The sequence below is a fragment of the Halomonas sp. Cn5-12 genome (genome assembly GCF_021532545.1).
GTDB classification, from domain to species: Bacteria; Pseudomonadota; Gammaproteobacteria; order Pseudomonadales; family Halomonadaceae; genus Vreelandella; species Vreelandella aquamarina.
Window position 1 is genome coordinate 131,906 of sequence record NZ_JAKGAY010000006.1, and the last position, 14,270, is coordinate 146,175.

Annotated in this window: 15 protein-coding genes; 7 read left to right on the forward strand and 8 right to left on the reverse strand. The window is 59.5% G+C overall.

Annotated features, from left to right (window positions below):
- Positions 1-12 precede the first annotated feature (12 nt).
- Genes glnE through trmB form a run of 5 tightly spaced genes read right to left on the reverse strand, consistent with a single transcriptional unit; the run spans position 13 to position 5,936 of the window.
- A complete protein-coding gene (gene glnE / locus L1249_RS05725) occupies positions 13-3,003 on the reverse strand; it encodes a bifunctional [glutamate--ammonia ligase]-adenylyl-L-tyrosine phosphorylase/[glutamate--ammonia-ligase] adenylyltransferase (RefSeq protein ID WP_228168356.1) in 2,991 nt (996 codons plus the stop codon).
- A gap of 53 nt (positions 3,004-3,056) precedes the next feature.
- A complete protein-coding gene (locus L1249_RS05730) occupies positions 3,057-3,428 on the reverse strand; it encodes a diacylglycerol kinase (RefSeq protein WP_054641555.1) in 372 nt (123 codons plus the stop codon).
- Positions 3,429-3,454: 26 nt separating this feature from the next.
- Complete coding sequence (gene dacB, locus L1249_RS05735) at positions 3,455-4,933, reverse strand: D-alanyl-D-alanine carboxypeptidase/D-alanyl-D-alanine endopeptidase (RefSeq protein WP_172416499.1); 1,479 nt, start codon at positions 4,931-4,933, stop codon at positions 3,455-3,457.
- Between the two features lie 11 nt (positions 4,934-4,944).
- Positions 4,945-5,274, reverse strand: a complete 330-nt coding sequence (locus L1249_RS05740; RefSeq protein ID WP_172416500.1) for a DMT family transporter — start codon at positions 5,272-5,274, stop codon at positions 4,945-4,947.
- The gene (gene trmB / locus L1249_RS05745; RefSeq protein ID WP_044630158.1) at positions 5,271-5,936 is read right to left on the reverse strand and encodes a tRNA (guanine(46)-N(7))-methyltransferase TrmB; all 666 of its coding nucleotides are present in this window, start codon (positions 5,934-5,936) and stop codon (positions 5,271-5,273) included. The genes L1249_RS05740 and trmB overlap by 4 nt, the downstream gene beginning before the upstream one ends.
- A gap of 221 nt (positions 5,937-6,157) precedes the next feature.
- Between trmB and L1249_RS05750 the strand changes: the two genes are divergently transcribed.
- The 7 genes from L1249_RS05750 to L1249_RS05780 all read left to right on the forward strand — a co-directional run bounded on the left by L1249_RS05750 (position 6,158) and on the right by L1249_RS05780 (position 13,355).
- Entirely contained in the window at positions 6,158-8,041 is a 1,884-nt protein-coding gene (locus tag L1249_RS05750; protein ID WP_172416760.1) for a beta-ketoacyl synthase, read from the forward strand.
- Entirely contained in the window at positions 8,038-8,532 is a 495-nt protein-coding gene (gene coaD / locus L1249_RS05755) for a pantetheine-phosphate adenylyltransferase (RefSeq protein WP_054641557.1), read from the forward strand. The genes L1249_RS05750 and coaD overlap by 4 nt, the downstream gene beginning before the upstream one ends.
- 71 nt (positions 8,533-8,603) lie before the next feature.
- The gene (locus L1249_RS05760; protein WP_039182874.1) at positions 8,604-8,852 is read left to right on the forward strand and encodes a YfhL family 4Fe-4S dicluster ferredoxin; all 249 of its coding nucleotides are present in this window, start codon (positions 8,604-8,606) and stop codon (positions 8,850-8,852) included.
- Between the two features lie 50 nt (positions 8,853-8,902).
- Complete coding sequence (locus tag L1249_RS05765; RefSeq protein WP_172416501.1) at positions 8,903-10,216, forward strand: MATE family efflux transporter; 1,314 nt, start codon at positions 8,903-8,905, stop codon at positions 10,214-10,216.
- 166 nt (positions 10,217-10,382) lie between these two features.
- Positions 10,383-11,693 (forward strand): short-chain fatty acid transporter, encoded by a 1,311-nt coding sequence (locus tag L1249_RS05770; protein ID WP_172416502.1) that lies wholly within the window; start codon positions 10,383-10,385, stop codon positions 11,691-11,693.
- Between the two features lie 78 nt (positions 11,694-11,771).
- Positions 11,772-12,317: an acyl-CoA thioesterase gene (locus tag L1249_RS05775; protein ID WP_044630154.1), complete on the forward strand. Its 546-nt coding sequence runs from the start codon at positions 11,772-11,774 to the stop codon at positions 12,315-12,317.
- A 33-nt stretch (positions 12,318-12,350) separates the two neighbouring features.
- Positions 12,351-13,355 carry an ion transporter gene (locus tag L1249_RS05780; RefSeq protein WP_172416503.1) on the forward strand — a complete coding sequence of 335 codons (1,005 nt, stop codon included), beginning with the start codon at positions 12,351-12,353 and terminating at the stop codon, positions 13,353-13,355.
- A gap of 96 nt (positions 13,356-13,451) precedes the next feature.
- On the opposite strand, the gene L1249_RS05785 is transcribed toward L1249_RS05780, so the two are convergent.
- The 3 genes from L1249_RS05785 to L1249_RS05795 form a co-directional block, all read right to left on the reverse strand.
- The gene (locus tag L1249_RS05785) at positions 13,452-13,811 is read right to left on the reverse strand and encodes an I78 family peptidase inhibitor (protein WP_228168357.1); all 360 of its coding nucleotides are present in this window, start codon (positions 13,809-13,811) and stop codon (positions 13,452-13,454) included.
- A gap of 97 nt (positions 13,812-13,908) precedes the next feature.
- Positions 13,909-14,010, reverse strand: coding sequence for an entericidin A/B family lipoprotein (locus tag L1249_RS05790; RefSeq protein WP_074211688.1), 102 nt, complete (start codon positions 14,008-14,010; stop codon positions 13,909-13,911).
- Positions 14,011-14,027: 17 nt separating this feature from the next.
- On the reverse strand, positions 14,028-14,270 hold the full coding sequence (locus L1249_RS05795) for a transposase (protein WP_268825170.1): 243 nt from the start codon (positions 14,268-14,270) through the stop codon (positions 14,028-14,030).

Consider the following 14,270-nt stretch of genomic DNA (forward strand, 5'->3'; position numbering starts at 1 on the left):
CCTGCCCGCCAATCAAGGTTCCAGAAAACGCTGCCACAGTGCGGTCACTATCTGACGGTGCTCCGCAAACTCTTTAACCTGCCCTAACGCCTTTTCACCGGTCAACGCCGCGCGGTGCGTGCGGCTGCGGTAGGCCAGGTAAGCCTCGCGTAGCTGCTCAGCCTCCACTTGAGTGATGTGCCCGCTCTCGGCCAGAGTTTCCAAAATGCGAATATTATCGCTATAGGTGATCAGCGCGGGCGTTTGATGGGAGAGCGCGAGCACGGCGTACTGGCAGAGAAACTCGATATCTACCATGCCGCCTGCATCGTGCTTCAAGCTAAACGTGGCATCTTTGCTGGCATTTTCGCCATCGCCCCGCTCAGATTTGGCGCCCTCGCCTTTCGTGCCCAAGTGATCACGCATTTTATGGCGCATGCTCACCACATCATCACGCAGCGCCTGCGGGTCGCGCTCGCGGCGTAAAATCGAACCACGCAGCTCGTCAAACTTATCGGCCAGCGCCTCGCTGCCCGCCACCACTCTGGCCCGCACCAGCGCCTGATGCTCCCAGGTCCAGGCATTTTGATGCTGATACTCGGCAAACGCGTCCAGCGACGTGACGAGCAGCCCCGCATTCCCTGATGGACGAAGGCGCATGTCCACTTCATAAAGACTGCCCGCCGGGGTTACCGCAGTCAGCAGATGAATGATGCGCTGGCCCAGGCGAGTGAAAAACACCGGCGTATCCAAAGGCCGAGGGCCGTCGGTACTGCCTTTACCGTCGCTATCGTGCAGGAACACCAGATCCAGGTCAGAGCCGTAGCCCAGCTCAATGCCGCCCAGCTTGCCGTAACCAATAATCAAAAAGGCAGGTTCGAGGTTGTTACACCCCGCAGGCGCACCGTGCTTGCGGGTGACATGCTTCCACGCCATCGCCAGCACCGCGTCTAAAATAACTTCTGCGATATAGGTTAAGTAATCGCTTACTTTCATCAGATGACGCGTACCCGCCACATCCGAGGCGGCCACATGCAGCATCTGCGCATGCTTGAACACCCGCAGTGCTTCTAGCTGCGCTTCTTCATCATCCTCGGGTAAACGGTTGAGCGTTTGACGCAATTCGTCGGCAAGCCGCGATTTATCGGCGGGCGTGTAGAGCGTATCGGGGGTTAACAACTCATCCAGCAGGATGGGGTAGCGTGCCAACTGTTCAGCAATCCAAGGGCTCGCCGAACATAGCCGCATCAAATGCTCAAGGGTATGCGGATTTTCGCGCAGCAGCGCCAGATAGGCGGTGCGTCGTAGCACCGCCTCGATCAACGGCTGCACCCGAGCCAGGGCCGTGTCCGGCATATCGCTCTGCGCCACGGCAGCCAGTAGCAGCGGCATCAGTGCATCCAAGCGCTCAAAACCAATACGCTGCATGCTCTGCACGGCGCGCGAGTGATAAAGGCTTTTTAATCGTTGGAGTGCTTTTTCCGATTCGTTAAAGCCCGCTTCGCTGAGAAGGGCCTGAGCCTCATCCTCTTCAAGTTCACCGCGCCACAATAGCCGCCACTGGGAGAGGCTGGCGTCGCTTTGCTCTTCATCGGCCTCTTCTTCAGGGTCGGCGATCACCGCGTCGAAGTGCTGGCGCACCCGCTCGCGGACCTCATCTAGCTGGGCGATAAGCCCGGGCCAATCCTCGTGCCCCATGGCGAAAGCGACGCGCTCGCGGTCCTCATCATCGGTGGGCAGCATTTGGGTTTGGCGATCTTCCAGCGCTTGAAGGGCGTGCTCCACATCGCGCAGGAAGGCGTAATCCGGCAGTAGCTCGTCCACCACGGCTTGAGGCAGCAGCCCAAGCTCGGGCAAGCGCTTGAGCGCTGTTTGCAGCGAGGTGACCTGCAGTTCAGTATCACGCCCGCCGCGAATCAGCTGAAACGCCTGCACCACGAACTCCACCTCGCGGATGCCCCCCGGCCCCAGCTTGATGTTGCTCTGCATGCCTTTGCGTTTCACTTCGCGATTGATCATCGCCTTCAGCTCGCGCAGCGACTCAATGGCCCCAAAATCCAGATAGCGGCGATACACAAACGGCCGTAGGCTTGCCAGCAGCTCTTGGCCCGCGTCGATATCCCCCGCCACAGGCCGCGCCTTCAGCATGGCGTAGCGCTCCCACTCACGGCCTTGGTCTTGATAGTAGCTGGAGAGCATCGAAAAGCTGCCTACCAGCGGGCCGCCATCGCCCAGCGGGCGCAAGCGCATATCTACACGGAACACAAAACCATCCGCCGTCATGGCATCCAGGGCGGCGATCAGGCGCTGGCCAAGCTTGGTAAAGTACTCTTGATGCTCTAGCGGTTTTCGGCCGCCTTCGGTCTCACCCTTTTCAGGGAAGGCAAAAATCAGATCAATATCCGACGAGAGGTTGAGCTCCCCCGCGCCCAACTTACCCATTCCCAGTACCACCAGCCGCTGAGGCTCACCATCACTGCGAGCGGCAGGCGCCCCCCAGCGGGATGCATAAAAACGCTCCAGCCAGCCAAGTGCCGCTTCAGTGCATACTTCCGCCAGCCAAGAGACCGATCGGGCGGTATCCCACATGGTGGCACCGTCGAGGCGATTTAGATCGCGCCAAACAATGCCCAGCATGCGCGCTCGACGAAAACGGCGCAGCGCCCGGTGCAGGGCATCTTCGTCCTCGGCGCTCTCCAGGGCATCATCCAACCACTGAGTCAGCGCTTCTTTGCTGGGCGCGCTATCCAACTCCCCTGCCGCGTCCAGCTCGGCCAGCCAGTGGGGAAAGCGCGCCAGCGTATCAAGGGCGAAGGTGGAGATAGTGACCACTCGAGCCAGCGCTTCCCGGCGGGCAGGAGCGAGCGCCTCCCAACTGCTGGAGGGCAGCGGCTGCTTGGTCATTGAGGCGATATTATCCGCCTGGCTTAGGGCCTCGCTGAGACGCTGCTGTGCCTGTTCGGCAGCAGGTGCAAGCGCTTTGGGAAGCGTTGTCGTGGGGAATAACGCATCATTGGTCTGCATAAACACCTCTCTGCCAAGCGCCTGTTATGGTTATTGAAGGAGCAGCGGGCCAACTAGCCCATCCATTTTTCCCAGCCTAACAGCCCCCAGGTCAGGCCCGCCATCATCAGCGACAGCATCACTGCCGCTGAGCCAATGTCCTTGGCACGCCCAGATAGCTCGTGGTGTTCGGTGCCAATACGGTCGACCACGTTCTCAATCGCGCTGTTCAATAGCTCGACGATCAACACTAAAAACAAGCTGCCGACCAGCAGCAGCCAGCTTAATGGGCCTTCGCCGATCCACCAGGCAAACGGCAGCAGCACGGCGGTAATCGCCAACTCCTGACGAAAGGCAGACTCATTACGAAACGCCGCCTTCAGGCCTTTCCAGGAGTAGCGCGTGGAGTGCAGTAAATGGGTTAACCCCGTGTGACGTGGCTTCATGCCCGTTGCCTCACCTAAGCGTTTAATTAATTAGCTAAAATCATTGCATCTAAATCTAACGACAGTGGGTCAAGCACCTCGGGCCAGCTGAGATAGGGGGTACTGCCGCTACCGTTCACTAACACACTAAACACCCCCCAGCGCCCTTGGGCCGTGCGGAAATAGCCCGCCGCGGCACGTACGGCAAACGGCTGGTTGAGCGTGCCGGTTTTCAGCATGACGTTATTTTGAAAGGTAGGTGAGCCACGACGGATAAAGCGCATCACGCCATTGGCGGGCGACTGGAAAGAGGCCACGAAGCTTGGGAACAGCGCGCTTTGGCGGAACATGTCCTCCAGCATGACGTTGACACCATGCGCCGAGGTGCGGTTACCGGTGGTTAAACCGCTGCCGCTGTGCAGTGTGACCGGGCCGTGCCCAGGCAAGCTCTGCACATAGGTTTCAATGGCCTGCCCTGCCTGACGCAGCTGCGCTTGGGGTGTTTCCACCAAGTTCAGCGCCAGCACATCGGCCATGTAGTTATTGGAGTAGTTCATGGTGCGCAGTATCAGCTCCTGAAGCGGCTGGCTATCCACGGCGGAAAGACGCTGAGCACTGCTCGGAGGCTGGCTTGAGCTTACCCGCCACGGGTCACGCACGCTAACGCCCGCCTGATTGAGCATGCTTAACAGTACCTGGGCGGTTTTTTCAGCCGCATCTCCGGCACCACGGTAAACATCCCGCGCGGCTGCATTAGTAGAAATTTGCCCCGTCAAACGCATCACATCGCCACGCTCATCGGTGATGCGCTCGGCGCTAATCTCCGTGCCACTGTTCGCCGGGCGCGTTACCACCTGATTATCAATGGCCACCAGCGGCGCCTGGCTATCACATAGCCCTACCCGCGCAGGCTCGCCGGGGGTTGCCGCAGGCGCCACATTGACACACCACGTACCAAAATTGACGCCTGCCGAGGTTAGCGGCGCACTATAGGCGTTGGTGACTCGGGTACGCGCGTTGCAGCGGTCGGTGGTGATGCACTCCACTGGGCCAAAGCGCCACTGGCTGACCACCAGCGCCCCGTCAACGTGCGTTACCCCGGCAAGCTGCAGGCGCTGGACGAGCCGCCACAGGTCTTCCGTCGTCAAACCTGGGTCACCGCCGCCTTCAAACACCAGATCGCCACGCAGCACGCCATCCTGTACTTGGCCGGTACTGACGAGTTGGCTGGTGAAGCGATGTTGAGGACCAAAGCGGTTTAGCAGTGCCGCAGACATGTAAGCTTTCGTGACCGAGGCGGGTGAGAGCTGCCGCTCTGGATTTAGGCTACCCAGCAGTGGGTTACTACCGCTATCGGCATCTAACAGGCGCGCTTCAGCGCTGACCGAAAACCCTTTTGCTTCTAACTGACTCAGCCGGGTGAAGTCGGCCCAGAGCACCGAGCTGGCGCACAGCGCAGCGGTCGTTACCCCCGCGACGATACCGTTGCGCAGCCAGCGCGTGGAGAAGTTGCGAAAACACGTCACGTTCCACTACCTCAATGCACATTCATTTTGGAAAAGACCTGTAGCGTCACCACCCCGGCCACAATCAGGCTGATCCCCAGTACGGCGGGCAGATCAGGCTTCTCGCCAAACACCATTATTCCGACCAGAGTCACCAGAACGATGCCCAACCCCGCCCAGATGGCGTAAGTAATACCCACCGGCAGGGTGCGCAACACCAAGCTTAATAAATAGAACGCCACCCCGTAGCCTCCAACGACCAGCAGGCTCGGCAGTGGCCGAGTAAAACCCACAGAGGCTTTTAACGCACTGGTGGCAATCACCTCTGCCACAATCGCGAGAATCAAATAAACAAATGTCATGGGCGCTCCAGGTCGATGCACAAACGCCAAAGTGTTTGGCCACTTTGGTCATATTTGGCTTCAAACGGGGTGAGATAGTCACCATTAGGGTGCAACGGGGCAACGCTTGCCTTTTGGCCGGTGACGACCTCCACGGCCTGGGCAAACTCTTCCACATAGAGCTGCCAGTTCGAACGCAGCTCGAGCCGCCCGCGCAGGGCTAACAGTGTGGGGAAAACCGGATGGCCATGCCAGCGCATTTTCAAGTGTGCTGATTTAGGATAAGGGTTGGGATACAGCAGGTAGTGGCGCTCGGGCGTCCAGCCTGCTTCCAGGGCCAGTCGCCAGAAATCGACCAGATCGGCACGCACCAGCAGGGCGTTTTCCGGCAGCTCACCGTGCTCCCGGCCCAGACGGTCCTCACTGCGGTCAACGCCAATCACGCTGTGGTGGGGGAACTGTATGGCTATCCGCCGGGTCGATAGCCCTACCCCGCAACCTGCGTCGAGAATCAACGGTGCAGAGTGCTGCTGGCGCCACGCATCGGCCTGCTCAAACGCTCGGCGCGTGTGGTCAGCAATGGGTTTGCGCAGCGGATGCGCTAACGCGCGCGCTACTCGGCGCGCCACATCGTGATGCGGACCTGGCTGATTGGAAATCACTGGCCGTGAGGTGTGCTGCATGCCATCCCCTGGGTTAAAAAAAGCGTGATTCTATCAGTCTCCCGCGCACTCGGCATGACGCCGTTGCACGCCCGGTGCTATGATCACGCCCGAGCCTTTTTGTAAGCTCACTATTAAGCTCAGATCGGTTAAGGTTTTCGACACGGTCTGACAATAACCGTTATTAAAAACCACCGCACCACGAGGAACCCGGCTTGTCACACTTACCGGTGATTGTCGGCATGGGCGGCATCAATCCCGCCGGCAGAACCTCGGGCCATCAGGCCTTCCGCCGCACCGTGCTTGATGCTCTTCCTGCTGACCAGCAGCGCCAAACCGTGGAAAGCTTGGCAGCGCTTATGCGCCTTGCCGAGCACTCCGACAACGGATGGCACGACAGCGCAGGGCAGCCCATTGACGCCCCTGCCCAGATGCTGCGCGATCAGGTGCTTAACCACACGCTGATTCGCCGCAATGAAGACCCGCGCTTTCTCGCCCCTGGCCTGCCGGCAAACCGACGAGCCGATTTGGCGCTGGCAGAGCCGCTGCGCGTGACACTGCGCCGCCGCCAGCTACCCGACCAGTTGCCCGATGGGTGGCAGGTGCGCGAAATCGATACCCGTGAAGTCGAGGTGACTATTCCTGCGGGCATCTTCGACGTGCTGCTACCGGACGCCCAAGAGCCTAAAGTGCGGGCTGCCGCGCAACTGCCGAGCGGCTTTGACCCAGCCAGCCTTTACCGCAGCGTGCACCATCCTCGCGGGCTCTCCATGGCGGTGTTTGGCGCCAGCGACTGCTTGGGCGCCAGCGGCCTCTCTTGGGAAACCCTGCGCCAGCAGCTCAACCCCGACCATATCGCTGTGTACGCGGGCAACTCGATTGGCCAGCTCGATGACCAGGGCTGGGGCGGCTTATTGAAAAGCTTGGTGACCGGCCAGCGCGCCACCTCCAAGCAGATGCCGCTGGGCTATGGACAGATGCCCGCTGACTTCCTCAATGCCTATGTACTCGGCAGCGTAGGCGGCACCGGCGCAGCGCTAGGCGCCTGCGCCAGCTTCCTCTACAACCTGCGCCTGGGCATTGACGATATCCGCGCAGGCCGTCGCCGGGTGGTGATGGTAGGCACCGCCGATGCGCCGATTACCCCGGAAATTATCGAAGGCTTCCGTGCCATGGGCGCGCTGGCCGATGACGCCAGCCTAAAAGCGCTGGATGCCCTGGAGCTGCTGACCGACACTGATTACCAGCGCGCCTGCCGTCCGTTTGCCCGCAACTGCGGGTTCACTATGGCAGAAGCGAGCCAGTTTGTGCTGCTGATGGACGACAGCCTTGCCCTAGAGCTAGGGGCCGATATTCTCGGCGCGGTGCCCGATGTGTTTGTCAATGCCGACGGCTATAAGCGCTCTATCTCCGCGCCGGGCATCGGCAACTACATCACCCTGGGTAAAGCCGCCGCGCTGGTTAAAGACATACTGGGAGAAACCGCGCTGAAAGAGCGTACTTTCCTCCACGCTCACGGCACCAGCACGCCGAAAAACCGCACCACCGAATCCCACGTATTCGATGAAATCGCCCGCGCTAACGGCATCAAGCAGTGGCCGGTGGTGGCCATTAAAGCGTTCATCGGCCACTCCCAAGGGTCAGCGGCAGGTGATCAGCTAGCCAGCGCCCTGGGCAGCTTCGCCCACGGTTTGCTGCCGGGTATCCCGACGCTGGATGCGGTGGCCGATGACGTCTACGCCGAGCGGCTGCGCTTTTTCACGACTCCTCAAGCATTTACCGCCGATGCTGCCTTTATCAACGCCAAAGGCTTTGGCGGTAATAACGCCACCGGCGTGGTGCTCTCGCCAGAGGTGACCGAGCGTCTACTCACCAAGCGCCACGGCAGCGCCGCGATAGAAGCGTGGAAAGGTCGCCGCGAAGCGGTACGCGCTAACGCCGCTGCCTATCTCGCCGAGGCCGATCGCGGGCGCTACGCCCCCCGCTACCAGTTTGGCGAAGCGGTGCTGGAAGGCCCAGAGCTTGAGATTCACGCAGACCGTATCCACATTCCCGGCTATGACCACGCGGTTTCGCTGGTCGCCGATAATCCGTTTGGTTCACTGGATGAGGGGACGCCGTCATGAGCGCGCATCGCGAAAAGATCGCTGTCTATCCTGGCACGTTCGACCCGATCACCAACGGCCACTTCGACCTGATTGAGCGCGGCGCGCGGATGTTCGACAAAGTGGTGATTGCCGTGGCAGCCAGCCCCGGCAAACACCCAAGCCTGGATTTGGATACTCGAATTGCGCTGGCCCAGTCGGTGTGCGCATCGCTGCCGAATGTCAGCGTGATTGGCTTCTCGACGCTGCTCACTAGCATGATGCACGAACAGGGCGCGACGATTATTCTGCGCGGCCTGCGAGCGGTCTCCGATTTTGAGTACGAGCTGCAGCTGGCCAATATGAACCGCGCTCAAAATCCTGAGCTTGAGAGCGTGTTTCTTACCCCGGCAGTGGAAAACTCCTATATCTCCTCGACCATCGTGCGGGAAATCGCCAAGCTGGGCGGCGATATTTCCCCCCTGGTGCACCCGCAGGTCGCAGAGGCGCTGCGTAAGCACTACACTACCTAGCTATCGATATTGTTGAGCAAAACACTCGGGTATCTAAAACCCGAGTGACACGCCATTCGTGAGGTATGCCCATGGCCCTGATGATCACCGACGAATGCATTAACTGCGACGTCTGCGAACCGGAATGCCCCAACGACGCGATTTCTCCCGGTGAGGAGATTTACGTGATCAACCCCAACCTGTGCACCGAGTGCGTCGGCCACTTCGACGAGCCTCAGTGCCAGCAGGTGTGTCCGGTGGACTGTATTCCCCTCGACCCAGAGCGCCCCGAGACCCAAGAGCAGTTGATGGAGAAGTATCGCATCATTACTGCCGCTTAACTCGCCCACTTAAGATGTGCCTGAACGTTTGCGAGCGAAGGTCACTCTGAATGCGTATTTGGACCCTCGCTTGGCCCATCATTCTCTCCAATATCACCGTACCGCTACTCGGTTTGGTGGATACCGCCGTGGTCGGGCACTTACCCGACTCTCGCTACCTGGCCGGCGTGACCCTTGGCGCAACGCTATTTAGCTTTCTCTACTGGGGCTTTGGCTTTTTACGCATGGGCACCACCGGACTGGTCGCCCAGGCCATAGGGCGCGAGTCGCCTAGTGACGTGCGCAACTTGCTAGGCCAGTCGCTGATCATGGCAGGTGTCATCGGCACACTATTAATCGTGTTTGGCACACCGCTCATCTCGCTTGGCCTATGGCTACTAGATGGCAGCGTACAGGCCACGCCGCTGGCCCGCGAGTATGCCGAGATTCGCCTCTGGTCTGCCCCTGCCGTACTGGCCAACTACGCCATTTTGGGGTGGTTTTTAGGGCAGCAGAACTCCCGCGTCACGCTGATGATTCTAGTACTGACCAACAGCGTCAATATCGTGCTTGACCTATGGTTCGTGGTGGGCTTAGGGATGACCAGTAACGGCGTAGCGCTGGCTAGCGTGCTCGCTGACTACAGCGCGCTGCTGTTCGGTGGCTACTTGGTGCTGCGCCAGCTGGGGCATCTTGAAGGCCACTTTCAACGCCAGCGCCTATTGGCACTGCAGGCCTATTCGGCGCTACTTAGTGTTAATGCGAACCTGTTTGTGCGAACGCTTGGACTACTGTTTGCCATGGCGTTTTTTACAGCGCAAGGCGCCCGTCAGGGCGATACCGTGCTCGCCGCCAATGCCGTGCTGCTGCAATTTATTATGCTGACCAGCTACGCGCTGGATGGCTTTGCCCACGCGGCTGAGTCGCTAGTAGGGCGCGCTTACGGGCGTCGCGATTGGCGAGAGTTTGCCGCCACGGTGCGGGCCACGGCACAGTTCTCTTTCTGGACATCCGCTGCGGCGGCGCTGCTTTTTGCCTTGGGTGGTAATCAACTGATCGCAATGCTGACCGGATTGAGCGACGTGCGCGCCACCGCCGCCAGCTATTTGCCGTGGATGGTGGTCATGCCGCTGATTGCCGTCTGGAGCTACCTGCTTGACGGCGTGTTTATCGGCACCACGGCGGTGCGGGAAATGCGCAACAGCATTTTTGCGGGCCTCGCCGTCTACCTGCCTACTTGGTGGTTCTGCCAGGGGCTGGGCAATCACGGCCTCTGGCTAGCCTTCACACTTTTTATGCTCACCCGCTCGGCCGTGCTCATTGGCTATTATCGGCACTACCGGCTGACCCGCTGGCGGCCGTCATCCGGCGTTTCTCACCTTTGATCAGCAGCGTTGAACGCCACAACGGGCAGAGCGAGCAAACTGCGCTAACGTAAGGTGATGTAACAATGTTAAGCACTCTGCGCATTGGCCGTTGAGGGGTGAAAATTGTGCCGCACCGCCGTATATTAGCCGCGCACTTCCTAATAACGAATAAAGTGAGCACCCCATGCTAAAACTCATATCAAAACCAGCAGTTAAGCTGGTCGAGCGTTATTTACCAGACCCGTATATCTTCGTTCTATTGTTGACCCTGATTGCCGCTGTGGCCGCCATTGCCGTGGAGCGCCAAACACCCTTGGCCGTGCTGCGTATGTGGGGCGACGGTTTCTGGGGCTTACTGACCTTCTCGATGCAGATGCTGCTCGTGCTGGTCACCGGCTTTATGCTGGCAAGCTCTCCGCCCGTGAAACGCATTCTGCAAAAAATTGCCGGTACTGCGAAGTCGCCCGGCGGCGCGATTATTCTCGTCACGCTGGTCTCTTTAGCCGCTAGCTGGATCAACTGGGGCTTTGGCCTGGTGGTCGGTGCTCTGTTCGCCAAAGAGCTGGCCCGGCTGATCAAGGTCGATTACCGCCTGTTGGTGGCCAGCGCCTACTCGGGCTTCGTGGTGTGGCACGGCGGCTTGGCCGGTTCGGTGCCGCTGACGATTGCCACCGAAGGCCACTTCTCTGCCGATCAGATCGGTGTCATTGGCACGGGTTCGACCATTTTCGCCTTCTTCAACTTGGCCATCGTCATCTGCTTATTCATCGCCGTGCCGCTGGTCAACCGCATGATGCTGCCCGATGAGAAAGACAGCGTCTACGTCGACCCCAAACTGCTCGACGACGAGCCAGAGCCCGTAGGCCGTATCACGCGACCTGCCGAAAAGCTCGAAAACAGCATGCCGCTGGCCCTGCTGGTAGGTGTACCTGGCCTGCTGTTCTTGCTGGACCACTTCCTGCTGCGCGGCGGCAGCCTGAACCTGAACGTGGTGAATTTCATGTTCCTGTTCCTGGCGATCGTGCTGCACCGCACACCGCGCAACCTGCTTACCAGCCTGAACGAAGCCATCAAGGGCGGCGCGGGCATCGTCATCCAGTTTCCCTTTTATGCGGGCATTATGGCGATCATGGTGCAGTCGGGCCTGGCCCAGAGCATGTCGGAGTGGCTGGTCTCGTTTGCAACCGCTAACTCGCTGCCGTTCTGGTCGTTCATCAGCGCCGGTATCGTGAACCTGTTTGTGCCTTCCGGTGGTGGCCAGTGGGCGGTACAGGCACCGGTCATGCTGCCTGCCGCAGAAGCGCTGGGTGCCGATATTGCCCGCGTGGCCATGGCGGTGGCCTGGGGCGATGCCTGGACTAACCTGCTGCAGCCGTTCTGGGCACTGCCAGTGCTGGCGATTGCCGGCTTGAAAGCTAAGGACATCATGGGCTTCTGCCTGATCCAGCTGTTGATTACCGGTATTATCATTTCCGTGGGCTTAGTGTGGTTCTAAGCTGCTAAGCACGATGTCAACGCCCGCCCCCGTGGTATCCGCCTGGGGGCGGGCATTTTTAATCGTAAGGTGACCTTTATGTCCGACGCCTCTGCTGTACCCAACGCCCCAGACCAGAGCCTTGAACACAGCGTCTTACCGGGCCAGCACGAGCTCTCCATGACGGTCTTGATGACGCCGGACATGGCGAACTTCAGCGGTAAAGTGCATGGCGGTGCTATTCTTAAAAAGCTCGATGAAGTCGCCTACGCCTGCGCCAGCCGCTACTCCGGCCACTATGTGGTGACGCTATCGGTGGATCAAGTGCTGTTCAAACAGCCAATCCATGTGGGCGAGCTGGTGACGTTTCTCGCCAGCGTGAACCATGTGGGGCGCTCCTCCATGGAAATTGGCATTAAGGTAGTGGCCGAGGATATTCGCCAGAAGCTGATTCGCCATACCAATAGCTGCTACCTCACCATGGTAGCCGTGGACGCCAACGGCAAACCTGCCCGGGTGCCGCCCCTGGCGTTGGAGACCCCGCTACAGAAGCTGCGCTTCGAAAAGGCGGCGCTGCGCAAGAAGCTGCGTAAGCAGGCAGAGCGCGAAGAGGAGCTGACCCAGCAGCATCACCAGCAGCGCTAAGCGCTGCTCTACTTTCAACGACAAGGAGTCATCATGCCCATCAGGCAGCGCTATCCCCGCCTTCCCAAGGCCGTTGAGTATGCGCACATCGGCTGGGATCTGCTGATCCTCGCCGCCGTTATTATTAACCTTAGCCTGCTGCTGTTTGACTCGCTGTTTCTGATTGGCCCGATCAACCAAGCGCTTGCCGCTATCACGCCCGGTTTTCACCGTTTTTACGATACGGCGATTCACAGCCGATTTATTGCCATTGACCTGGTCTTTGTCAGCTTCTTTATTGCCGATGTTCTACTGGGCTGGGCCGTGGCGATTGCCGAGCGGCGCTATCACCGCTGGTTTTTCTATCCCTTCGTACACTGGTACGACGTGCTGGGCTGCATCCCACTCAGTGGGTTTCGTTGGCTACGTGCCTTACGCGTCATTTCGCTCCTACACCGGTTACATCGACTGCGCTTGGTCGATGTGACCCGTTGGTCGGTCTATCGATTTTTTACCAAGTATTACGATATTTTGCTGGAGGAGCTCTCAGACCGTATAGCGCTGCGTTTGCTAGGCAATGCTCAGGAGCAGATCATGTCCAGCGACTCGCTCACCGAGCGCGTCATCGAGCGGGTGATCATGCCGCGTAAAACCCAGCTGATCCATGAAATTGCCGAGCGCTTGGAAGCCACGGCAGGCCGAGCCTATCAGCAAAATCGCCCCGCCATTATGGCGGCCATCGATGATCTGGTGAGCCGCACGCTGCGGGAGAGCCCGGAAATTCAACGACTACACCGCTTACCCATGGGAAAAACCGCATCAAGCGCGATGCAAGCTTCTATCAGCAGCGTCGCCCAGCGGCTGGTGGATGAAATGGCGCAAGGCATGCACTCCCCCGCCTTTCGTCAACTCGTCGAGCGCACCGCCGACACCAGCTTTGACAGTTGGTTGACCGTCGACGACACCAGCGCCAAAGTGACCGAACAGGTGCTTTACGACGTGCTCGACATGCTCAAAGAGCAGGTGCGCCATCAGGGTTGGAAAGATCGCTACGACTAGCTAGACCGTTGCGGTCGCCAGGGGCGTCTGCTCTAGGCTCGCGCGCACAATGGACAGCGCACGCGTAAGCGCCGCCTGCGTATGGCTGATTTTGCGTTAGCCGCAGCGCAGCGCCTCAATCATGTCGTTGCTTTCCAGATGAATATTGAGCCGGTCGTCACGGAAATCCATGGTCGCGGCCGTGCCGGGGCGCAGCACACGCACCTGACGAGCGCCGCTCTGCTCTTCTAGCGTCGCCAAGTTGGCCTCATCAAAGGGCGCACCAATGGCATACTGCACGGCGCTGGCATCGCATGTTTGGCTAGTCGGCGCGGTTTGATCGACCGTCGGCGGCTTAGGCGCGGCGGACTCATTGGGCGCGCTGCTACACCCAGCTAACAGCATCACGGCCAGCGCACTGCCCAGACCTTTTATATGGCGCTGAGTGGTGGTCATCCAAAGCTTTCCTGGCGTCATTATTTACCTCCCTCCACAAATCCCTGCCTCGATAGCAGTGCGGGCCAGGCATTGCTGCCTAGCCCGCACATTGCACAATAAACCGTTAGACCGAACCTTAACTCGCGGCGTCCTGTACTGCTTGGCCGCCCTCTTCAACGTCTTGTCCTGCCCCTGCAATGGTGTTGCAGCCCGCTAGAGCACCCGCAGTGATGAGCAGATTGACGTCCTCCCCGCCTAAAGGACGGGGATTCCAACTTCTTGAGGGCAACGTCCTGCCCCGAGGCTGAGGATATTCCGGGCCGCATTCACGTCCCGGTCGTGGAGTACACCACACTCCACGCACTCCCAGACCCTTACTCGCAACCCGTTGACGCCCTGCGGCCCGCTAAGCGAGCCGCACGACGAACAGGCGCGGGTGGTGTTGGTTTCGCGAACGACCTTGAAGACGATGCCTGCGTGAGCGCATTTATATTCCAG

Excerpts from the sequence above, each read along its gene's own strand:
- glnE (WP_228168356.1), bottom strand. The coding sequence starts at position 3,003 with ATGCAGACCAATGATGCGTTATTCCCCACGACAACGCTTCCCAAAGCG.
- L1249_RS05730 (WP_054641555.1), bottom strand. The coding sequence starts at position 3,428 with ATGAAGCCACGTCACACGGGGTTAACCCATTTACTGCACTCCACGCGC.
- L1249_RS05740 (WP_172416500.1), bottom strand. The coding sequence starts at position 5,274 with ATGACATTTGTTTATTTGATTCTCGCGATTGTGGCAGAGGTGATTGCC.
- trmB (WP_044630158.1), bottom strand. The coding sequence starts at position 5,936 with ATGCAGCACACCTCACGGCCAGTGATTTCCAATCAGCCAGGTCCGCAT.
- L1249_RS05750 (WP_172416760.1), top strand. The coding sequence starts at position 6,158 with ATGGGCGGCATCAATCCCGCCGGCAGAACCTCGGGCCATCAGGCCTTC.
- coaD (WP_054641557.1), top strand. The coding sequence starts at position 8,038 with ATGAGCGCGCATCGCGAAAAGATCGCTGTCTATCCTGGCACGTTCGAC.
- L1249_RS05760 (WP_039182874.1), top strand. The coding sequence starts at position 8,604 with ATGGCCCTGATGATCACCGACGAATGCATTAACTGCGACGTCTGCGAA.
- L1249_RS05765 (WP_172416501.1), top strand. The coding sequence starts at position 8,903 with ATGCGTATTTGGACCCTCGCTTGGCCCATCATTCTCTCCAATATCACC.
- L1249_RS05770 (WP_172416502.1), top strand. The coding sequence starts at position 10,383 with ATGCTAAAACTCATATCAAAACCAGCAGTTAAGCTGGTCGAGCGTTAT.
- L1249_RS05775 (WP_044630154.1), top strand. The coding sequence starts at position 11,772 with ATGTCCGACGCCTCTGCTGTACCCAACGCCCCAGACCAGAGCCTTGAA.
- L1249_RS05780 (WP_172416503.1), top strand. The coding sequence starts at position 12,351 with ATGCCCATCAGGCAGCGCTATCCCCGCCTTCCCAAGGCCGTTGAGTAT.
- L1249_RS05785 (WP_228168357.1), bottom strand. The coding sequence starts at position 13,811 with ATGACGCCAGGAAAGCTTTGGATGACCACCACTCAGCGCCATATAAAA.